Annotated in this window: 18 protein-coding genes; 17 read left to right on the top strand and 1 reads right to left on the bottom strand. The window is 43.5% G+C overall.

The features are described from left to right. Positions 1-56: 56 nt before the first annotated feature. The 11 genes from ACN6MV_RS17745 to ACN6MV_RS17695 all read left to right on the top strand — a co-directional run bounded on the left by ACN6MV_RS17745 (position 57) and on the right by ACN6MV_RS17695 (position 14406). Positions 57-1496 (top strand): SWIM zinc finger family protein, encoded by a 1440-nt coding sequence (locus tag ACN6MV_RS17745; protein WP_042128463.1) that lies wholly within the window; start codon positions 57-59, stop codon positions 1494-1496. A gap of 39 nt (positions 1497-1535) precedes the next feature. Next, on the top strand, positions 1536-3413 hold the full coding sequence (locus ACN6MV_RS17740) for a HEAT repeat domain-containing protein (RefSeq protein WP_419884517.1): 1878 nt from the start codon (positions 1536-1538) through the stop codon (positions 3411-3413). Positions 3414-3419: 6 nt separating this feature from the next. Further along, positions 3420-4514 carry an ATP-binding protein gene (locus ACN6MV_RS17735; RefSeq protein WP_042128459.1) on the top strand — a complete coding sequence of 365 codons (1095 nt, stop codon included), beginning with the start codon at positions 3420-3422 and terminating at the stop codon, positions 4512-4514. After that, on the top strand, positions 4514-6853 hold the full coding sequence (locus ACN6MV_RS17730) for a DUF5682 family protein (protein WP_419884516.1): 2340 nt from the start codon (positions 4514-4516) through the stop codon (positions 6851-6853). Before ACN6MV_RS17735 ends, ACN6MV_RS17730 begins: the two co-directional genes overlap by 1 nt. Positions 6854-6855: 2 nt before the next feature. Continuing rightward, positions 6856-8076, top strand: coding sequence for a VWA domain-containing protein (locus tag ACN6MV_RS17725; protein WP_419884515.1), 1221 nt, complete (start codon positions 6856-6858; stop codon positions 8074-8076). 467 nt (positions 8077-8543) lie between these two features. Then, positions 8544-10130 (top strand): tRNA (N6-isopentenyl adenosine(37)-C2)-methylthiotransferase MiaB, encoded by a 1587-nt coding sequence (gene miaB / locus ACN6MV_RS17720; protein WP_419884514.1) that lies wholly within the window; start codon positions 8544-8546, stop codon positions 10128-10130. A 28-nt stretch (positions 10131-10158) separates the two neighbouring features. Then, a complete protein-coding gene (locus ACN6MV_RS17715) occupies positions 10159-10608 on the top strand; it encodes a RicAFT regulatory complex protein RicA family protein (RefSeq protein ID WP_042128451.1) in 450 nt (149 codons plus the stop codon). Between the two features lie 165 nt (positions 10609-10773). Next, positions 10774-11544 (top strand): NUDIX domain-containing protein, encoded by a 771-nt coding sequence (locus ACN6MV_RS17710; protein ID WP_042128449.1) that lies wholly within the window; start codon positions 10774-10776, stop codon positions 11542-11544. Between the two features lie 30 nt (positions 11545-11574). Continuing rightward, positions 11575-12114, top strand: a complete 540-nt coding sequence (locus tag ACN6MV_RS17705) for a cysteine hydrolase family protein (protein ID WP_042128448.1) — start codon at positions 11575-11577, stop codon at positions 12112-12114. A gap of 52 nt (positions 12115-12166) precedes the next feature. Beyond that, on the top strand, positions 12167-13618 hold the full coding sequence (locus ACN6MV_RS17700; RefSeq protein ID WP_076283476.1) for a nicotinate phosphoribosyltransferase: 1452 nt from the start codon (positions 12167-12169) through the stop codon (positions 13616-13618). A 101-nt stretch (positions 13619-13719) separates the two neighbouring features. After that, positions 13720-14406, top strand: coding sequence for a DUF6273 domain-containing protein (locus ACN6MV_RS17695; protein ID WP_419884513.1), 687 nt, complete (start codon positions 13720-13722; stop codon positions 14404-14406). Positions 14407-14519: 113 nt separating this feature from the next. Here ACN6MV_RS17695 and ACN6MV_RS17690 read toward each other — a convergent pair whose 3' ends face one another. Next, positions 14520-15863: an amino acid permease gene (locus ACN6MV_RS17690; RefSeq protein ID WP_042128446.1), complete on the bottom strand. Its 1344-nt coding sequence runs from the start codon at positions 15861-15863 to the stop codon at positions 14520-14522. 686 nt (positions 15864-16549) lie between these two features. Here ACN6MV_RS17690 and ACN6MV_RS17685 point away from each other — a divergent pair. From ACN6MV_RS17685 to ACN6MV_RS17660, 6 genes are all read left to right on the top strand, one after another. Continuing rightward, positions 16550-16822, top strand: coding sequence for a hypothetical protein (locus ACN6MV_RS17685; protein ID WP_419884512.1), 273 nt, complete (start codon positions 16550-16552; stop codon positions 16820-16822). A 465-nt stretch (positions 16823-17287) separates the two neighbouring features. Then, the gene (locus ACN6MV_RS17680; protein WP_042128442.1) at positions 17288-18172 is read left to right on the top strand and encodes a cation diffusion facilitator family transporter; all 885 of its coding nucleotides are present in this window, start codon (positions 17288-17290) and stop codon (positions 18170-18172) included. A 214-nt stretch (positions 18173-18386) separates the two neighbouring features. Beyond that, entirely contained in the window at positions 18387-18509 is a 123-nt protein-coding gene (locus tag ACN6MV_RS17675) for a YjcZ family sporulation protein (RefSeq protein WP_212567867.1), read from the top strand. A gap of 336 nt (positions 18510-18845) precedes the next feature. Then, a complete protein-coding gene (locus ACN6MV_RS17670) occupies positions 18846-19133 on the top strand; it encodes a YolD-like family protein (protein WP_170880276.1) in 288 nt (95 codons plus the stop codon). A 382-nt stretch (positions 19134-19515) separates the two neighbouring features. Next, positions 19516-20526 (top strand): 2-oxoacid:acceptor oxidoreductase family protein, encoded by a 1011-nt coding sequence (locus ACN6MV_RS17665; protein WP_042128438.1) that lies wholly within the window; start codon positions 19516-19518, stop codon positions 20524-20526. A gap of 25 nt (positions 20527-20551) precedes the next feature. Further along, positions 20552-22858 (top strand): thiamine pyrophosphate-dependent enzyme, encoded by a 2307-nt coding sequence (locus ACN6MV_RS17660; RefSeq protein ID WP_419884511.1) that lies wholly within the window; start codon positions 20552-20554, stop codon positions 22856-22858. Positions 22859-22917 lie beyond the last annotated feature (59 nt).

Raw genomic sequence — 22917 nt, 5'->3', positions numbered from 1 at the left:
TAAGGCTTAATATGATCATAGATATTAAAAAGCATTATAGGTTAGGAGGATATAGGTTGATAGATATCACAGAAGTCTTCATTGATACTCTAGCACCTAACAGTGCTGCGATTAAGAACGGGCAAGGGCTAGTTAAGAAGAAACGATTCGTCCAATTGAATCAGTCGGAAGACGGAGTGGTTCTGTTTGGTGAATGCGGAGGCAGCGGTAGCAGCAACTATTTTCCATCTGCTGATTTTGTTGTTTCTGACAGACCGGTAATGCGCTGTACTTGTCCAAGTAGGCAGATCCCATGTAAGCATGTTCTCGGATTGCTTTATGCCTATGTAGGCAAGGAGATCTTCGTATCTGCAATGATTCCTGAGGAGCTTGCCGCTAAACGGGAGAAGATGAGTAAGCGTGAGGAACGTAAGTCTGAACTTGTTGCAGAAGGAGCTACTCCTAAGCCTAAGAAAGTGAATAAGTCCGCACTCAAGAAGAAGATTGGAGCTCAACTGGAGGGCTTAGCTGTACTTGAGAAACTGACTCTATCGCTTATACGCGCAGGTCTCGGAACTCTAGACACTAAACGTGTTAAAGAAATTCAGGAGCATGTGAAGATGATGGGCAACTTTTACTTAACCGGAGCACAGATTGAGTTAAGACGATTAGCCTTATTACTATCCTCTCCTGACAACCGTGAGAAGACCTATACATTAGCTATTGAGCAACTAACAAGAATTCATGCGTTTATCAAGAAAGGTCGCGCACACCTAACGATGAAGCTTGAGGACACGGATATGGCTTTGAATTATGACTCTACGATAGAAGAATGGCTTGGACATGCTTGGCAGTTAACGGAGCTTAAGGAATTCGGTCTAATGAGTCAGGATGCGGAGTTGATCCAGCTTTCATTTGTCAGCTATGATGATGCAGCCAGACAGGAATATGTAGACTTAGGCTTTTGGATAGAAAAGTCAACGGGTGATATACATCGTACCCTACAATATCGTCCTTATAAAGCAGCTAAGTATATTCATGAAGAAGATAGCTTTACCGAAGTTGCAGTCATTCCTTCCTTATATTATTACCCCGGTGACCGTAATCGACGGGTCCGATTTGAGAATATGTCAACGCGCCCGTTAAGCAATCAGGATTTGGAATGGATTGCCGCTACGGCATCTCGTTCTTTTTCTGAAAGCTTCAAACAAATTAAGAATCAGTTAAAGAATCCGCTAGCAGACAAGAACCCAGTGTTGTTGCTACATGTGAATAAAATAAGTAAGTCTCAGCAAGATCAGTTCGTTATTACGGACGTAGCGGGTCAGCATCTAGTGTTAGATCAAGTAGCAGCACTCGACCAGGACACACTGCCGCTGCTTCAATACTTTGCATCTGATCAATTATCGGACACGACGATGCTACTTATGTTTGAACACCAACTGGATACAGGACGATTGAAAGCGCAGCCTTTAACACTTATCAAAGGGAAGGAAATGATTCGACTCTTATATTAAAAAATAGGGTTAGCGCTATACATAATGGGGGGAATGTCCATGAGTACAGCATTACTACAAGAGCTTCATCAAGAAGTAAAGCGGCTTTATATCGCTGGAAGTGAGCTCGCTGCTGAGGATTTCCGCTTAAAGCGGCTATTGCCACAGTTTCAACAGTTAGGCGAACGTGCTCCCATATTCAAAAGATTAGGTGAGGGAATCGCTTTAGTCATTGCATCGGAACCTTCCGAAGGATTTTCATCGGCTCAGCAGCTGCAAGACCTAAGTGTGCTACTCAGCTCGGTGCTGCATACTCAGGGAGTAACTTCTCCTGACGGCGAATTGTTGGAAGTACAAGTTCATCCATTAAGATTACCTACCCAGTTCTCATATCGCAAGTTGTCAGCCGTACAGTTGGCACTAAGTACTCGTGGCGGAGGACGATATGAGATTATAAAGGAAGCTTATGAGGCTGGACTATTTCAAGATCTCCGCATGATTCATCCCACGATAGCAGCTCTCCAAGATCCATATGTTGAGATTGCAGAGCTAGTGATGAAGCAGATACTGCCGGCCTATGGACCTCAGATTATTCCCATCCTCAGGGATCAATTTGATCTGACAGGAGGAATAGTAGAGACGAGAAAGCTGTACGTAATTGCTACATTAGGTGGTGATAGCGTTCAGGATCTGGTCTATCAAGCTGCAGGTTCAGGATCAGAGGATGTTCGGGCCATGGCTATTTCTCTGCTTGCGGGCAAGGAACGATATGAAGAAGATTTGCTAGCTTGGAGTAAAGATAAGAAGAAAAAGATTCGTGAAGCTGCCTATAATGCGCTGGCTAAGAGTGAATCGGCGAGTGTGCTGAATCGGTTATATGAGGCATTTACCGGAAAAGATAGTGAACTGGTCGTCCCTGCACTGAGGCAGTGTCAAGCCCAAGAGCTCACGAACCGACTTGTTGAAGAGGTCTCAGGTATGCTTCAAACTGTCCCGGAAATGAAGGACGATAAGAAAAAAATAGATGGATTATGGAACAGGGTAGTCCATTATATTAGGGTACTATCTTATAAAAGTAGTCCTGAACTAGAAAAATTATATTTAAATGTACTTGAGCAGTATCCATTATATATGAACCAGTTGAGCTGGAATGCATTGATCGAAGAGGCGACCTCCTATTTAAGACAGATTGACTCTGCGGAAGCTAAAGGTGCATTACAACGAACACTTGAGCGGAATCTTATCTACTTTAGAAACAACAGACGATACGTAAATGATGTTTTCAAAGACGCTTATCTCTTGTTTCCACCGGAACGAGTGTATGAACAATACGTTGATGTTTTAAGGCATTATGCGCCATCTTCAACTAACCATGCTTCTTCTATGGCGCAGCAATTGCTGCGCACAATATCTGAAATTGCAGTTCAGCGATATCATGGAACCTATGATGCAGTTTGGAACTCACCTGCAGACCAGATTCAATATATGTATAAGATCGAAATGCAGTCGTCTGAGGTACTGGCTATTCAATGGGATTCACGCTGGCTTGATCTTTTTATAGAGCTGGATCAATACGAGCTGGTAAGTGCCTTTGCACGGCCGGGACATCCTAAAGCAATGCAGTATTTGCTTCGTAAATTGACTGATAATCCTGAATTTCGCCATCGGTTTGCCAATATTCTCTTGATGGGTTTAGAGCGTTCGGGGATAAGTAAACAACGCCTGCAAGAGGCTCTCCTAGTAGCTTTGGAAGATGACAGAAATACAGAATGTCGATTAATTGAACCGTATACGTTTGAGCAGCTATGTCAGCTTCCAGCAAGTTTTGCGAGTCGAATAATAACTGTTCTACCTCGATTCAGTGAGGTTGCAGAAGACCAACTTGAGTATGTCATTCGCCTCATGCAAGGACCATCAATCCCAATAGAAGAGGTGTAGCTAACGATGAGTCAAGAACTATTACAAGATATTATGAGGCTTCCAGCAGAAAGATTGTATGCACAGGAGTTGGAAGCGCTTCGTAAAGCGGACACTGGTAAGATACCGGCAGGATGGCAGATGTCGCCTCAATCTGTCCTGAAGTTTATAGTTGGCGGTAAAGCAGGGAGTACCGAGATTACACCTAAGTACATTGGTAACAAGCGATTAATAGAGATGGCGATAGCAACACTGGTAACCGATCGTGCATTGTTATTAATTGGTGAGCCGGGTACAGCCAAGTCATGGTTATCTGAGAATTTATCAGCAGCTATCTATGGACAATCAGGACTGGTCGTGCAAGGTACTGCGGGTACGAGTGAAGAGCAGGTCCGTTATTCTTGGAACTACGCGATGCTGCTTGCACAAGGCCCAACTCCGGAAGCGTTAGTAAAAAGTCCCATCATGCGAGCAATGGAGGATGGGGGCATCGCACGTTTCGAGGAAATTTCTCGGTGTGCATCGGAGGTACAGGATGCGTTGATCTCTATCTTATCAGAGAAGACAATTTCAGTGCCTGAGCTAGGCAAGGAGATGAGTGCTCGTAAAGGCTTCTCAATTATTGCAACAGCTAACACAAGAGACCGTGGTGTCAATGATATGTCAACTGCCTTGAAGAGACGGTTTAATATTATTGTTCTTCCGGCGCCTGCGGATTTGTATACTGAAGTAGAGATTGTGAAGAAACGGGTCCGTGAAATTGCTTCCTCCTACGATTTACAAGCTGCACTTCCTGCAGATGAGGCTTTACATAAGGTCGTGACGATCTTCCGTGAGCTGCGCAGCGGGATGACCTTGGATAAGAAGGAGAAGGTGAAGTCTCCAGCAGGTGTAATTTCCACAGCTGAAGCGATCTCACTCTTAACGAATAGTATGGCGCTGGCCGCAAGCTTCGGTAATGGAGAACTGACAGACGAGGATCTGGCCGCCGGACTGCAAGGTGCCATTGTGAAGGATGATGATAAGGATCAGCTTGTCTGGAGAGAGTATCTCGACAATATAATGAAGAAACGCGGCGCAGATTGGCGGGGGTTATATACGGCTTGTAAGGAGATGAACTAGTGGAGAGCGAAACTACTGGAGCTGGCGTACATTTTTTTGGGGTGCGGCATTTGTCTCCTGGTGGTGCGCAGCATCTATTAAGCTACCTTGATGAGATAGAGCCCACAGCTGTTTTAATTGAAGGGCCAGCAGATGCTACTACTGAGATTCGCCATATCCTCAACACGACAACCAAACCTCCGATAGCTATTTTAGCGTTTACGGAAGAAGTTCCTGTTCGTACAGCCTTATGGCCGCTTGCGGTATATTCCCCCGAATATCAAGCGATGAAATGGGCGGAGCAGCAGGGAGCTCATACAGCTTTTATAGATTTACCCTCTTCAGTAGTTATCGCGTTGCAGGATATACGAACCCGCAACAGAGCTTCTGCTAAACAGAGCGAGGGATCCGAAGTTAACGATTCAGAAGAGAAGGATCCGGAGGATGTTTCTCTCTATGAAAGAATAGCAGAGCTGGCTGGCGAGCTAGATTATGATATGTATTGGGAGCGCAATTTCGAACACAACACCAACAAGGGTGCATATCAGGAAGCGATCATTTCTTTCTCATCCCAAATGCGCCAGATGTCGGAAGAGAATGAAAGACATAACAACGTAATAGAATATGCGCACAACACGATTCGTGAAGCTTATATGCGTCGTCAGATTCAGGATACAATCACCGCCGGTCATCAACCACATAAGATCGTTGTTGTATGTGGAGCTTACCATACAGCGGCACTTTCTGATCTGGCCACCGGTATGACAGATGAGGAGATAGATGATCTTCCTTCACTAAATACCAAGCTAACTCTTATGCCCTATACTTATTATAAACTATCTTCCTTGTCAGGCTATGGAGCAGGGAACCTGGCACCTCATTATTATCAAATGATGTGGGAACGTATGATGAACGGTTCACTTGATGACTTACCGCATCACTATCTGTCTACTGTAGCTAGATACTTGCGCAATAGCGGGACACATCGCTCTACAGCAGAAATTATTGAAGCTGTGCGCTTAGCAGAGTCATTAGCTGCCCTTCACGGTGGAAGTGCGCCGACGTTAAGAGATTTGCGAGATGCGGCACTGACCTTGCTGGGGCGTGGAGAGCTTAGCGTAATCGCTGAAGCACTTGCTCGTACAGATATCGGTACTGCTATTGGTGAGCTGGCAGAGGGGATTAGTCAGACGCCAATTCAGGATGATCTGAATCGGCAATTAAAACGCTTGAAGCTTGAGAAGTATAAGACCCCTGTAGCAAATGATCTTGAATTAGATCTCCGGGAGAATCGAAGAGTGTCTTCTGAGGAAGCGGCTTATCTGGATTTAAACCGTTCTTTTCTTTTTCATAGGCTCAGAACACTTGGAATCGATCTAGTGAACATAAGAGCAAGTGGTCAGACTGGCGCAACATGGGCAGAGCATTGGGTCATGAGGTGGTCTCCTGAAGTCGAGATTCAAGTCGTTGAATCTACGCTGCTTGGAGAAACGATTGAGATTGCTTCAGCCTATGTATTGCAGCAAAAATTAGATCACAGCAGTACAATTGCGGAAGCGTCGGCACTTATTCGAACGGCTTATGAGTGCGGGATGCTGAACCAGATGGAAGCAGGACGGCAAACACTTCAGCGCTTAGCTGTTGATACCAGAGATGTAGTGCAAATCGCTGCGTCCATTCATGAGTTATCCCTTCTGATTCAGTATGGCGACGTTCGCCGGATAGATACCAAGCCGCTTATTCCGCTGCTAAAACAATTGTACAGACGAGCGTGTCTGTTCTTGCTGGATGCGAGTCAATGTAATGATGAAGCATCAGGTGAGATGCTAAAAGCTATGAACATACTGAATCAGACAGCTATGGAGCATAGTGAGGAAGTCGATGAGCTGTTGTGGATACAAGAGCTGAAGCATTTATCGGAAAGAGATGACTGCAATCCGCGCTTGTCTGGAGTAGCATGTTCCATACTGTTAGAACGTAATGCGATAACTGCACAGCAATGTTCAGAAGAAGTATCGAGACGACTGTCACCGGGTATTCCTGCAGATCTTGGAGCAGGCTGGTTCGAAGGCATGTCTATGCGTAATCGATATGTACTTTTATCCCGATTAAGTCTGTGGGAACAATTGAACGAGTATATTAATTCTTTGGATGATGATGAATTTGTGCGTGCTTTAGTGTTTTTGCGGCGAGCCTTCAGTACCTTTGAGCCAAGAGAAAAGACTATGATCGCTGAGTTGCTAGGTGAATTGTGGGGCGTGAACACTGAGCAAGCTGCTGAGATTCTGACGGGCGAGCTGAAGGAGGCCGAAGCAAAAATGATTGAGGATTTGAATGATTTTGACTTTGGAGATATATGACAATGAGTACTTCAGTAGATTCAAGTGTTGTAGCTCGCTGGCGGCTTATTCTTGGCCAATCCGCAGAAGAACAGTTGACCGTTTCTAGCGGAAACACAAGTATTCACCTGTCCGAAGATGAACTCATCATGGATCAGGCGCTGGCCGCTATATATGATGAGACGAGTGAGATTGGAAATAGCGGCACTGCTAACACTGCTGCCTCCGGACAAAGAGGAGCAGGATCAGGTAAATCTGCACCTCGGTTGGCGAAATGGTTTGGAGATGTTCGCAATTTTTTCCCTGAGGATATCGTCTCGGTTATTCAACATGATGCAATGGAACGGAAGGGCTGGAAGCAGCTATTGTTTGAACCGGAAGTTCTTGCAACAGTGAAACCGGATATACAGTTAGTAGGTACACTCCTCTCCCTTAAAGGAAAGATTCCTGAGAAGACAAAAGACACTGCTCGCCTGTTAGTGAAGGCAGTTGTAGATGATCTTGTTAAGCGAATGGAGGAGGACCTTCGTCGGGCGGTGACGGGTGCACTGAATCGCAGACAGCATTCTCCATTGCCTTCACTTAGTGGCATAGATTGGACACGGACGATAAAACGCAATCTGAAGCATTATGATGCAAAACGGCGGCAGATTATCCCTGAGAAATTCTACTATTATGATCGGGCTAGACGCAGCAAGGAATGGACAGTCATTGTGGATATCGATCAGAGTGGTTCTATGGCAGAATCTATTATTTGGGCTTCAGTTGTGGGTTCGATCTTTACAAGCATCCCTTCATTAAGTACTCGAGTAGTTGTATTTGATACAGAGGTCGTTGATCTGACTGAGCAATGTGCGAATGATCCTGTTGACATGTTGTTTGGGATTCAGCTAGGCGGTGGTACAGATATACAAAAATCTGTTGCTTATTGTGAACAATTTATTGAGCAGCCGAAGAAGACCTTATTTATTATCATCTCTGATCTGTACGAAGGCGGGAACCAAGCGGGTTTAATCCGTCGTATGCGTCATCTGAAGGAATCAGGTGTCAGAACGATGTGTTTACTCGCTTTATCTGATGAAGGCAAGCCTTTCTACGATGAGCATGTGGCTAGATCCTTGACTCGCGATGGAACGCCTTGTTTTGCGTGTACACCTGCATTGCTGCCACAGTTAGTAGAAGGTGCGCTAAAAGGACAAGATCTTTCTGAATTAGCCAAGAAACTTGGAACGAAAGGAATTTAACTGGAGATATCATTTTACAAGTTCATAAAAAGTGTTCTTCAGACAAGAACTGTGTTTCATTACAGCTTTTGTGGCGTATATAGAATCATACCCCCCTTTATACAATAGAATTTGGCCCTGTCGCTCGCCGGCAGGGTATTTTTTTATGGGAGTCATAAGGATAGCTATTACTTGACCTATTTGAAATTTTCTTTTAGAGTATGCTCTGCACTCTCCCTGTGGTAAAATAGACCTGATTTTTCGAAAATATAGGAAAGTTAAGCTTCACGCTTACATTATCCTTATATTCTTGCATAAACGGTACCGTCTCTTTAGGGAGGTCAAAGGCGTTTATGCTTGATAAACCTAGATCAGTGCATATAGGGATTGACATCTAAGATGGAAGTAATGTTACAGGATGTGCTATAATTTTATATTGGGTTAAAACATCAATGAGCTACATTTTAAATAGAGGACGTGAAAACAGCATGACTAAGGGGAACCACAACTCACCGGACTTAAAATCCGGCAAGGGTTCGAAGGATTATTCGAAATATTTTGATTTTAGTGACGCGAAGGTAATTAGTCAAGAAGAAGGTAAGATTACTTACCGGATTAAAGGAAGAAATGTACAAATTAATAGTCAGCCTGATTACAAAGAAGGAAAACGGCGTGGCAAGGAAGAAATAGAAGTGCATTATGATTTCGAGATTCCAGAAGAAATGCACAATTTCGGAGTAGACAAATATTATCATATAACGACTTACGGCTGCCAAATGAATGAGCATGACACGGAAACGATGAAAGGCCTTTTGGAACAGATGGGCTACAAAAGTGTCGATGACCGGAATGATGCGGATATCATTCTCTTAAATACTTGCGCGATTCGCGAGAACGCCGAGGATAAGGTATTTGGAGAGCTTGGTCATCTTAAGAACTTGAAGATTGAGAAGCCAGGTCTTTTGCTGGGCGTGTGTGGCTGCATGTCGCAGGAGGAAGGCGTAGTCAATCGAATTATGTCTAAGCATGGATTCGTGGATATGATCTTCGGTACGCATAATATTCACCGACTGCCACACCTCATTAAAGAAGCTGTATTCAGCAAAGAGCTTGTGGTGGAGGTATGGTCTAAGGAAGGCGATATTATTGAGAATTTACCGAAGAAACGCGAGGGTATGCGGGCTTGGGTAAATATTATGTATGGCTGCGATAAGTTCTGTACGTACTGTATCGTACCCTTTACACGGGGAAAAGAACGCAGTCGCCGTCCGGAAGACGTCATTGCTGAAGTAAGAGAGCTTGCGCGTCAAGGCTTTAAGGAAGTCACTTTACTGGGGCAGAACGTAAACGCATACGGTAAGGATTTTACAGACATTGATTACACCTTCGGTGACCTGATGGATGACATGCGTTTGATTGATATTCCGCGCATTCGCTTTATGACATCGCATCCGCGTGATTTTGACGATAAATTAATTGAAGTACTAGGCAAAGGCGGCAATCTGGTGGAACATATCCATCTACCGGTTCAATCGGGAAGCACTGCTGTACTTAAGAAAATGAGTCGCAAATATACTCGTGAAGCTTATCTGGAGTTAGTTCGCAAGATCAAGATAAGTGTGCCTAATGCAGTGTTGAGTACCGATATTATCGTTGGTTTCCCTGGAGAGACGGATGAGCAATTTGAAGATACTCTTTCGCTAGTGCGCGAGGTTGGGTATGATATGGCATATACGTTCATTTATTCACCTCGTGAGGGTACTCCTGCAGCTGCTATGGAGGATAATGTACCTATGTCGGTGAAGAGCGAACGTCTACAAAGACTCAATGATCTCATTAAAGAGAACAGTCGGATCATTAATGACCGTATGTTAGGTGAAGTCGTTGAGGTGCTGGTTGAAGGGGAGAGTAAGAATAACTTTGAAGTCCTTTCCGGCCGTTCCCGTGCGAACAAGCTGGTCCATTTTGAAGGTCCGAAGGAGCTTATTGGCACATTTGTAAAAGTGAGAATTACAGATACCAAAACATGGTACATTAAAGGGGATATTGTGGCAGAAGCTGCAGCTGTTCATTAATCATCACATACGAATGGGGAGATGGCTTGTGAGTACAGAGGAACAACGTTTGAATAAATATGGAATGAAGACTTATAATACCCGTGACTTAATTGTACGCGAGGATATTATGGGCAAAGCTAAAGAACTAGCTACATTAATTTCAACTAGTGAAGAGGTAAAGCATTTTCAACAGGCGGAACAAAAAATCTTGAACCACGAGCGGGTACAAAGCCTGATCGCCACGATTAAGAAAAAGCAGAAGGAGATTGTTGCCTTCGAAAGCTTTAATAATAAAGATATGGTAGCTAAGATCGAGCGTGAAATTGAAGTGTTGCAGGATGAAATTGACGGCATTCCAGTCGTGAACGAATTTCAGCAGAGCCAGAGTGACATCAATTATCTACTCCAGCTTGTAATTTCCGTGATTAGAGATACTGTTTCGGAAAAAATTAATGTGGAAGCCGGCACCGAAGCGCCTCCGACCACATGCGGATAACCCACACTCAGTTAAGGGGGCGGATGCAGATCCGCCCCCTTAAGTTTCACACTATACATAATCCTTATCTTTCTATGTCCAGCTGTTGATTTTAGAAGTTAAGGTTTGGTACATTTAAAGATACGAATCAGTAAAATTATAGCTTCGGAAAAGGATGGGGCAAATATGAGCGAAAATGGGGAACAAACCTATAACGCCAAAAAATATCGTACACCGGACGGAGTTCCGGCCGACATCGTAATGTTTACACTGACCAAACGCGAACGTAAGACGGTCACGAAGACGCTTCCCTTACGTGAGCTTAAGGTAATGTTAATTAGACGAAAGAAATGGCCATGTGCTGGAATGTGGGCTCTCCCTGGCGGTTTCTGTCAGGAGGATGAGTCCATTTATGCTGCCGCTACCCGTGAGCTCAAAGAAGAGACTGGTGTAGATGGCGGTCATTTGGAATATCTGGGCGTTTACAGTACACCTGGTCGCGACCCTCGCGGTTGGATTATCAGTCATGCCTTTTTCGCCTTGGTGGAGGAATGGATGCTGGAGCAAAGACAAGCTTCGGATGATGCTGGCGAGGTAGGGTTATTTACGTTGCAGGAAGCGCTTGAAGAGCTGGAGCTCGCTTTTGACCACCATGATATCATCAAGGATGCATATTTGCGTATTCAACAACAAATGCTGCAAACTACGATTGCAAGACAGTTTTTGCCTAGGCATTTTACCCTTAGTGAGCTCTATCAGGTGATACAAACGGTAGTGCCGGAATTTAAGGAACCGAATTTTATCCGTAAAATCACTTCAACACGTAGTCGTCAGGGTATATTAAAAGAAGTAAGAGACGAAGAGGGAAATGCGCTTAGTTCAAATCAATACTCCCAGCGTCCAGCTCAGCTCTATATGTTCACAGATCATGAGCCTTTGTTATCCATTTATACGTAGTGGCTTAAATCAGGAGAGGGGATTAATCTCATGAGAGCACTAATAGTGATCGACTTTACTAATGATTTTGTTAATGGAAATCTACCTGTTGGTCAGCCAGCCGTAGATATCGAGCCTAGGATCAGCCAGTTAACTTCAGCGTTTGTACACAGTGGCGATTATGTTGTTATGGCCGTGGATTTGCATGAAGAGAATGACACTTACCATCCGGAGAGCAAGCTATTCCCTCCTCATAATGTACGCGGGAGTGACGGACGAGAGTTGTTCGGAAGCTTGAAGTCTGTATATGAGCAGAATCGCGAATCCATCTATTGGATGGACAAAACGCGCTATAGCGCCTTTAGTGGAACAGATCTGGAGATCAAGCTGCGGGAACGAGGCATTACTGAACTTCATTTAATTGGGGTCTGCACAGATATTTGTGTACTGCACACAGCAGTGGATGCCTATAACAAAGGGTTTGCTATTACAGTGCACGAGGATGCGGTAGCCAGCTTTAATCCCGGTGGACATACTTGGGCATTAGAACATTTCCGGGGAAGTTTAGGAGCAGACGTTGTTAAGGCATAATACTAGAACAGAACATACACATATAGCAGCGTAGATATTAGGAGATGAGGACTTGAGAAGAGAACTTGCGCTACATACGGATAAATATCAGATCAATATGATGTACGCTCACTGGGTGAATGGAACTCATAAACGGAAGGCTGTATTTGAGGCTTATTTCCGTAAGCTACCTTTCGGTAACGGCTATGCTGTATTCGCAGGGTTAGAGCGTATTGTTGGTTATATCGGCGGCTTGCGGTTCACCGAAGATGATATCCGTTATTTGTCGGAGCAAGAAGAGAACTATGCTCCCGCTTTTTTGGAGGAACTGTTACAGTTTCATTTTCAGGGAACCGTTCATTCGATGAAAGAAGGCGCATTGATTTTTCCGGATGAGCCATTAATCCGTGTGGAAGGGACAATTATGGAGGCTCAGCTGGTGGAGACAGCCATCCTGAACTTCATGAACTACCAGACGTTGATCGCTACTAAGGCTTCACGAATTAAGCAGGTGGCTCCGAATGACATCTTGCTGGAGTTCGGTACCAGGCGTGCGCAAGAAGCCGATGCAGCGGTGTGGGGGGCTAGAGCGGCCTATATTGGCGGCTTTGATGCTACTTCCAACATGCTGGCAGGCAAAATGTTTAGTATTCCGACTAAGGGAACACATGCACATTCCTGGGTTCAGAGCTTTGGCAGCGAGCAGGAGGCTTTTGATGCCTATGCTAAGGTGATGCCGGACGAAGTTACGCTATTGGTCGACACCTTCGATACACTCCGTAGTGGGGTGCCTAATGCAATCAATACAGCCAAGAAGCTGGAGGCACAAGGTAAGAAGATGGTCGGTATCCGTTTGGATAGCGGTGACTTGGCATATCTATCCCGTCAAGCGCGTAAGATGTTGGATGATGCTGGCCTGGATTATGTGAAGATAGTCGCTTCCAACGATTTGGATGAGAACACGATCATGGATCTGAAGCTGCAAGGCGCAGCGATTGATACGTGGGGTGTGGGTACACAACTAATCACCGCCTCTGACCAGCCCTCTCTGGGTGGCGTCTATAAGCTGGTGGAAATTGAGTCCGCTACTGGAGAAATGATCCCGACGATCAAGATTTCTTCCAATCCTGAGAAAGTATCTACGCCTGGCAAGAAGGACGTATTCCGGATTATCGGTAAAAATGGCAAAGCGCTTGCGGATTATATCTGCTTTCCAGAAGAGGAAGCTCCACGTAACGGTGCGCGGTTGAAGCTGTTTAATCCGCTGCATCCATACATGCATAAGTATGTCGAGCGTTACGAGGCATTGCCTATGCTAGAACCGATATACGTTAACGGATTCCAAGTGTATACTTTGCCGGATTTGAATGAGGTTCGACGTTATCATCGGGAGCAAAAGGACCTATTCTGGCCGGAGTATCAACGTAAGCTGAATCCCGAAGTATATCGGGTGAATTTGAGTGAAAAGGTCTGGACTAGCAAGCAGCAATTAATCGCTGAGCATATACGACCGGATATTGAATAGATTTTGCAGGATTAATTCTGTCAACAATGTTAACGCGGGAGAGTGATATACCCGCGTTTTTTTTGTTTTTTCAGAGGCTTGTAAATAAGGAGGAGAACTTAATGGAAAAGGGGAAGCTTGCTTTAGCGCTGAACAGAAACGTTAAACTAGGCCAAATCATTACTTTCGGCACGTATTCACAATCAAAGGATGGTAAAGCACTGCCGATTGAATGGCGTGTTCTCCATAACTCTGGTAGTGAACTGATTGTTTTGAGTGAATATATTTTGGACTGCAAGAGATATCAAGGCAAGAGCGCAGATATTAAATGGCGTGATTGCGTGGATATTACGTGGCACGACTGTGATTTGCGTGAGTGGCTGAACGATGAATTCTATAACAGCGCATTCAATGCTGCCGAGAAGGAATTAATAAAGACGACCCTTTGCTCAGATAACGGAGAGGGTACCCCAGATACAGAGGACGACGTTTTTTTGCTTAGCGTTGATGAGATAAAGGCATTCTCAGTGATACACGGAAAAGAACTACGGCGTGCGGTTGGCACGGAATTTGCTAAAATGAAAAAGCACGATGGATGCAGCTTATACGTATATGATAAAACGGATAAAGATAACTATATAATCAAAGACGGCGAAGAGCTTGGCTGCTCTTGGTGGTGGCTGCGAACACAGGGAAACAAACCTTCGCGTGCATTTTTTGTCGGACCGAGTTACAGTATTCGCAGCTATGCGAATGTCAGTGTAGCCCGTGACGGTGTGCGCCCAGCAATAGTAATTAATCTTCCATGATTAAGGATAACTGCCCTAGAGTGGCATCAATAAAAAGGTGTATCCCTTGATCTTCACATTAGTGAAGAGAAGGGATACACCTTTTTGTGATAAATCAGTCCGAGTTAAAAATTTTAGTTCTTTTTCTTGAATTTTAAGAACGACCAAATCGTAAGCATCAACACGACTGCCAGACACGTACCTATACTGATACGGTTCTGAGCATCGAAGAGGAAGGAAACCGCGATTACCGCTAAACAAGCAAGTGTTAGAACGGTTATATAAGGGAATCCCCATACCTTAAAGGTGGGTTCTTTCGGATAGGACTTTCTCAGTTTAAGTTGTGACATACAAATGCTGATCCATACGAGAATAACCACAAAGCCTGGAACAGCCATTAGTAAACGGAACAGGCCATCTTGCGCGAAGTACGCTAGCATGGATCCAATAACAAGAACAACAGCACAGAGCTTCAGACTGTTGATCGGTACACCTTTTGCAGAGGTTTTAGCTAAGCTGCGTGGTGCTTCGCCCTGTGATGCCATAGAGTGTAGCATCCGGGTGGCGCCATAGATACCAGAATTGGCAGCAGAGAGCACTGCTGTAATCAGAATGAAGTTCATGACGTGATCGGCACCCTTAAGTCCTGTAGCGGCTAACACTTGAACAAACGGGCTTGTATGCTCATTCAGTTGATTCCAGGGTATTAAGCCACAGATGACTAAAATCGGTAATGTATAGAACAGAATAACGCGTAGAATGAAGCTTTTAACAACCTTAGGTAAGACCTTTTCTGCATCCTGTGTCTCCGTCAGGGTAAGTCCGATTAACTCAGACCCGCCGTATGAGAACATAACGACAAGAAGGGCAGAGAAGATGGGGGCCCAGCCTCTTGGGAGAAATCCACCATAATCCGTAAAGTTGTGTAAGTAAGGAGTAGCCTCAGACATTGGTAACAGTCCGAAAATTAATGAGCTTCCTAAGATAATGAAGATGATGATCATAGCGATTTTGATTCCGGCTAACCAAAACTCCGTCTCTCCATAACCACCTACACTCATCATGTTGATGCCGATAATCAAAGCTCCACTTGCAAGACTAAGCAGCCATAATGGAACATCTGGTAACCAGTATTGCAAGAAGCTGCCTGCTGCCAGCACTTCAATCACACAGACGGTCAACCACATGAAGCAATATAACCAGCCCACGATAAAGGAGAGTCGTTCTCCAAAAGCCTCACGAATGAAGTCCTTCATGTTCCTATTCGGGTAAACCGTAGCCATTTCCGCTATGGCCCCCATGACCACTAAAAGTAGCAAACCTGCTAAAACATAAGTAAGAATAACCGCAGGTCCAGCAATACTTATGGTCTCAGAACTTCCTTTAAAAATCCCCGTACCGATTACTCCGCCCATCGCCATAAAGCTGATATGCCGAGGAAGCAATTTCTTCTGTAATGATGCTTCGTTTGACTTCACAATTAATGCCTCCTAAGCTGTCTTCGAAAAATTACACCAAGCATCAGTTTATCCTGAAACGGACTAGTTGAAAAGTAAAAATAACACATATTTTTTTGCATAAGGGTGACTTTTCACTCGAGTGTGATATTTAACATGTAGAATATGATAAATATTCGTTATAAAATAAGAAGAAATTTTAAGTTTTACACTCTTTACCCCATATTTAATCCATTCATGAATAAATCGATTTTTTCTGAAGCTTCTTTTCTTCCTTTCATGGTCACGTGTAAATAAGCCTTTTTACTAATGCATTGCTATGTCCAAAACGTTTATGAATCATTTCTATGTCAACTCCGATTTCTGCTAATAGAGAAACGTGTGTGCTATAGAATACATATACATAATGTTCCAAATGAATTAATCTATTCACATGACTAATGAAAACTATCAGTACAGAAATACATACTTTTCTGTGGGGAATCCAGCAATTCTATGGATCACAATACTGGGCTTGTTGCTACTAGGATTTGTTTTGCTTTATTTGATTCAGAAATATCGAAAGAAGAGAAAATGAGAAGTCATGAGTAGTTATTCAAAGTATTGGAGAATGATAGAGAACATACAATGAGTAACCAGACTAGTGTCGGAGGTGTGCTTGTTCACCTTGAAATATACTTAACCAATTAATAATTTGGGAGGGTATTATGATGAATTATGGATTTCAATTTTCGTTGAAAGGCTTTTTATTGTACGCATTACAGCTGCTTCCTAATATAATCTGGATGTTAATGCCTCCAGCAAATAATGTGCTTACTGAAAACAGTTCCGTCTATAAAATATTGAATATTATAGAAGGAATGTTTGGAGTCTTGACGGTTATTCTTATGATTGTTCTGATAAACAAAGGCGAAGGAAGTAACAGCAACCTTTACATCGGACTGGCGATAATGTTTTTGGCAGCTTATTATATTTCTTAGGTTTTCTATTATAATGGGGTGGTTGCTCCATGGTTACTGATATTAGGAATTGCATGCATGCCGCCTTTGTATTTCTTTTTCGTCGGACTTTGGATGAAAAACTATGTTCTCCTCGTTCCTTGTGCTATTTTTGGAATCACCCATATTTTGATTACTACCATGAATTATTTGAGACCGTAAATTATACTTATGAAAACTGTGACCATACCTGATTCGTCAGGAATTAGTTTGAAATAAAGCATACATAAAATAACCCGCTGGGCTTTTGCCTGACGGGTTTCTTCTTGTTTATACATTGAACTCCGTAATTTAGATTTCGTAGATGGTAGTGTTTTTTTCTTGCACTATGGAAAGACTTTAAAGCAGGATATACTATCTTGTAGATTTGCAATAAGGTTGCTGTAGACCCACACGATATCCGTCTGCTAAGTTATTATTTATATCAGAAAAAAGGTTGTGAAGCTCTTGAATGGTTCGAAAGTTGCTTTCCTATCTGTACTTAGCAACACATTTGTCGTTCTTCTAAAACTCATTGTAGGCATTGTTACAGGTTCTGTGGCAGTTATTTCGGAAGCGATCCATTCTACCTTAGATTTAGTAGCCTCGTTAATAGCATTCTTTTCGGTCCGAATATCGAGCCGTTCTGCGGATAAAACACACCCTTATGGGCACGGCAAGGTGGAGAATATTTCAGGGACGATTGAAACCTTACTTATTTTTGTAGCAGGAATATGGATTATTTATGAGTGCATCCATAAAATATTGAATCCAACCGACATCGAGCTTCCCTATTTGGGAATCATTGTGATGGTGGTCGGGGCAGGACTCAATTATGTCGTTTCCCGAAAGGTTAAGAAGAAGGCAGATGAACTCCATTCTGTTGCAATGAAATCTAATGCCCTGCATCTTCTGACTGATGTTTTCACATCTTTGGGCGTAGCGGCTAGTTTATTATTGGTCACCATTACTGGATGGACAATATTGGACCCAATTATCGGAATTATTTTAGCTTGTTATATTATGAGTGAAGCCTACAAGCTCCTCAAGGAATCCTTTCCGCCTTTGCTGGACGCACGACTAACTGATGAAGAGGAAATCGAGATCTTACGTATCATTGAAGTATTTAAAGAAAGATTTATTGAAATTCATGATTTTCGTACCCGTCGATCTGGTCCGGAAGAATATGTGGATTTCCACCTTGTCATCCCTTCCTCGATGGATATCAGTACGGCTCATAAAATATGCGATGAAATTGAACATGCCATTAAAATAGCTTTCAAACATGCTCAGGTGTTGATACATGTTGAACCAGAGGAAGAGCTGTTAAAAAATCAACCGCAGACTCATTAAGAAGGTGATAAAAATCTTGTGAGCATTAAGAGAGCTAGTCCAGGATCGTCTGAGTGACTGAGATAGAAGCGTCCTGTCAACCTTAGAAGGATGAGGTGTATGAAAGGGCTGTTTAGATCCTCTGGTGGATAGACATCTTGTTACCCATTTACCCAAGCGCTATAGGGGGGATTGCATATCCTAAGATGTACTCAAATGCAGAGGAGGAATTATAATGAGCGAAAATGTTGCTGGTGTTGGATATGGAGGCGGTATCGGAGGTGCCTTTACATCTACTGGTGCAATCTTAGTATTGTTTATCCTCCTTGTAATTATTTCTAAGACAATCCTGCTATAAGATGTTAGCGGAAGTCTGAGGTGTTTAATCCGTCAGCCCAAACTGCTGACGGATTTTTTTTACATTGATTTAAGAACGTATGTTTGGTTATGATGAAAACGAATGTTCTTATTCTGGAGGCTGAATATGCTCAGTAACACGGCACGGAAGACTCCTGAGACAGCGATTATAGTTGAAGGTAGGGAAAGGCTGAACCCGTGATTCAAAAGGGTCCAGACAGTGACATATTAGATACAGTGAGGCATGGACGGCAGTAGCACTGATTACTGGACGATGAAATAGGGGAGTTTCATGGCTGGAAAACTCGAAGATAATGGACTAAGGGAGGGGAGCCGAATGATTATACCAGAGCATAAACAGTGTATTCTTTCTGATTCGCGGAATGAGATTCGTAGCGAACTTAATCTAGATCCTCAAGTGTTAGCTGAGATATCTCAGGTACTAGCTCAATCAATGGAGGATCATAGTCCGATAACACTCACACTATTTGACCAAGTTAAAGATAAAGAAATACGTGGTATTGTAATGCGAGTAGATCAAAAATTACAGCAGATTAAATTGAGAACAAGTGATGATGGTTGGGAATGGGTTGAAATAGTTGATGTTATAGGAGCTTTTACATAGTAAAGCCTCAGGGTAATCCTGAGGCTTTTTCTTATTTAAGAATGTACTTACCCTAACCCGGAAACTATATCCCATCCACCGTTTTAAGGGAGAGAATCTTTTCATTAGAATATTTCCTGTAATTCTGAACGGCTCTTTTGATACTCAGGAAAACTTCCTTTACCATAAACGGGAAGAGGTTATTGATAGTTTCAAATGTGGAATGTGATGAATTTAACATCTTAATTTTTAATTTTATTGCTAAATATAAGTAGCTAAATATGCTTAGGTAACACATGGAAAATGCAAGATTTGTCACTTCGCAACTTGCAAAATCAAGATACAATCGTTGAAAAAGTCAAAAGGATATTATACTGATGACATTCTGAAAGGGGCTATGTCGGTGGTACAGTTACCAAAAGTGAACGAACTCGGTTTTTTTGAGATTCGTCTGGAATCAATTGGAGGGCTAGGCGCGAACTTAGCTGGTAAAATGCTTGCAGAAGCAGGCGTTGTCGGTGCTGGAATGAATGGAGTGAGCTTTTCATCCTATGGTTCTGAGAAAAAGGGATCAGCGGTAAAAGCGCATATCCGTTTTTGTGATTTGAATACGCATATTCGTGACACTTCACCGGTAGAACGACCTCATGTCGTAGGTATATTCCACGAAGCGTTGGCAAAGACCGTCAACGTAACTAGCGGAATTTATGATCATAGCACAGTGCTAGTGAACTCAGCCAAGTCACCGGAGGATTTGAAGGCTTCTTTAAATATGATGGCAGGAACCATAGCTGTTGTTGATGCCACAACGATCGCATTAGATGAGAAGAACCGTGTAAACATGGCAATGTTAGGCGCATTGTTCCGGATGTGTGATTTCTTGGATCCTGAAATTATGAAGGGTGTTATCGAGAAATCTCTTGGAAAAAAATATCCGCAGGCTGTTCAATCTGCACTAACTACTTTCGAACGTGGATTTAATGAAGTTACTTTCATGCATTTCCCTTTGCCTGAAGGTGCGGTTATGCCTGAGTTCGTCCGGTCCGATATTTCGGCCTTAGGTTATGAGACACAGCCTATTGGCGGTACCATTACGAATCCTGGCAGCAGCTTTTTAAAGAATCTCAGCATTTCAAGATCCGGTTTATTACCTCATTTTAAATTAGATGATTGTATTCATTGTGCACAGTGCGATACGGTATGCCCTGATTTATGTTTTGTTTGGGAGGAGCAGCCTGATAAGAAGGGGCGTCCGCAAATGTTCCTGCAAGGCATTGATTATCAATACTGTAAAGGCTGTTTAAAATGCGTAGAAGCTTGTCCTACAACGGCTTTGTCTGGCGAACGCGAGGAAGATGGCTATGCAGAAAGTCATACTGTCCGGCATATTTTTGATCTCGTTACCGAGGCCTAATTAACGATGGAAAGGTGGAACACACGTGGCTATAGATTATGAAAAAGAAGTAGGCTCAAAGAAAGTAGAGCAGAAATTCCTATATGAATCCGGCAATGAAATGGCGGCTTATGCTGCCCATCAAATAAATTATCATGTCATGGGTTATTTTCCGATCTCCCCATCGACAGAAGTGGCTCAATTTCTAGATACGATGAAAGCGAACGGTCAGCATGATATTATGCTCATTCCATCAGATGGTGAACATAGCTCTGCAGGAATCTGTTATGGAGCTTCGACGGCTGGTGGACGTGTATTTAATGCAACCAGCGCCCAAGGCTATATGTTCATGCTAGAGCAATTGCCGGTACAAGCTGGTACTCGGATGCCTATGGTTATGAATTTGATCTGCCGCTCGATTTCCGGTCCGCTTAATATTCACGGTGACCATTCTGATTTGTATTTTGCGCTAAATACGGGCTGGCCGATTCTAATGTGCCGTGATCCACAATCCGTTTATGATATGAACCTGATGGCATTAAAGCTAGCTGAGCACGCCAAAGTGAGACTTCCAGTAATGGTAGCATCAGACGGATATTTTACTTCTCACCAGAAACGCCGCGTACAAGCATTTACTCACCGTGAGGATGTTCACAAATTTGTCGGACCACAACCTCCGGCAGGCTTTACGGATACACTGGACCGCAATAATCCGGTTACCGTAGGTCCTTACATGAACGAACCTGATTATATCAACAACCGTTATCAGCAGTCGGTAGCGATGTACAATGCGGGTGAAGTCTTCGAAGAAATTGCTAAAGAATTCGCTGAATTGACCGGACGCCACTATCCAATGATCGAAGAGTATCGGATGGAAGATGCAGAAGTAGCGGTATTCTTGATGAACTCAGCGTCAGAGATCATTAAAGATGTGGTAGATCAGCTTCGTTTGCAAGGGATCAAAGCAGGTGCGATTTCACCGAATATGATTCGACCTTTCCCGCAGAAGCAAATGGCTGAAGCGCTGAAGCATGTTAAGGCAATCACTGTAGGAGATCGCGCGGATTCGGTTGGCGGTCACGGCGGTAATATGGTAAATGAGATTAAGGCAGCCTTGTTCACCTACGGTAACACTACTACAAAGGTTATTAGCCGTATTTACGGGTTGGGCGGTAAGGACTTCTATGCAGAAGATGGTCATGCGTTCTTCCAATTGGCAATAGATGCCGTTGCAGCAGATCGTGTTGAAGTTCCGTTTGACTACTATGGTCACAATCCAGGTACTCCGGACAAAGCGCCACAGCGTCTATTGAAGCCGATGAATTTTGATTCACTGAAGACAGGATTAATTACGGTAAAACAAGATGAAGCAACAGGAAAATTAAGTGTGCGGATACCCCCACTGCGGAGCTTGACGAAGAAACCTAAGCGGCTGGCACCAGGTCATGGCGCATGTCCGGGCTGTGGGATTTTCTCAGGTCTGGAGACGTTCTTCAAAGGCATTGAAGGGGATATCGTAGCGCTTTATCACACAGGTTGTGCGATGGTAACGACTACGGGCTATCCATATTCTTCTCATAAATCTACCTTTATTCATAACCTGTTCCAAAACGGTGCAGCTACCTTATCCGGTGTCGTAGAAATGTTCTGGGAACGCAAACGCCGTGGTGAATTGGACGGACTGGGGCTTCAAGACGACTTTACCTTTGTAATGGTAACTGGTGATGGCGGTATGGACATCGGAATGGGGCCGGCGATTGGGGCTGCACTACGCGGTCACAAAATGATTATCGTAGAGTACGATAACGAAGGTTACATGAACACAGGTGCTCAGCAGTCCTATTCCACACCACTGGGTCACCGTACCTCTACATCCAGCATAGGTAAGAATCAGCAAGGTAAAGTTACGCAGCATAAGGATACTGCACAAATCATGGCAGCTACTAACATTCCATATGTCTTTACAGGTTCTGAAGCTTACCCACAGGATCTTGTGAAGAAAGCGGCAAAAGCACAATGGTATGCTCAGAACGAAGGACTTGTGTACGGAAAAATATTGATCGCATGCCCGCTGAACTGGATGTCTGAAGATAAAGAAGGCACCAACATCGTTTCGTTGGCTGTTGAATCTTGCTTCTTCCCTCTATATGAAGTGGAGCACGGTTCTACGAATATTACGTACAATCCAGAGGATAAAGGCAAACGCGTTGAGCTCTCAGCTTGGTTGAAGACAATGGGTAAAACCCGTCATTTACTGAAGCCTGAGAATGAACCAGCTTTACGCAGCTTTGAGGCAGAAGTGGAGCGTCGCTGGAATCGTCTGAAAGCAAAACATGAGCATCCTGATTTGTAAGAGATAATGATAAATAACCCGGCAGATTCGTCTGCCGGGTTATTTGTATATAATGGTAG

Source organism: Paenibacillus sp. B-A-8 (assembly GCF_048572915.1).
Taxonomy (GTDB): Bacteria; Bacillota; Bacilli; order Paenibacillales; family Paenibacillaceae; genus Paenibacillus_AQ.
This window is presented reverse-complemented; position numbering and strand designations above follow the sequence as displayed.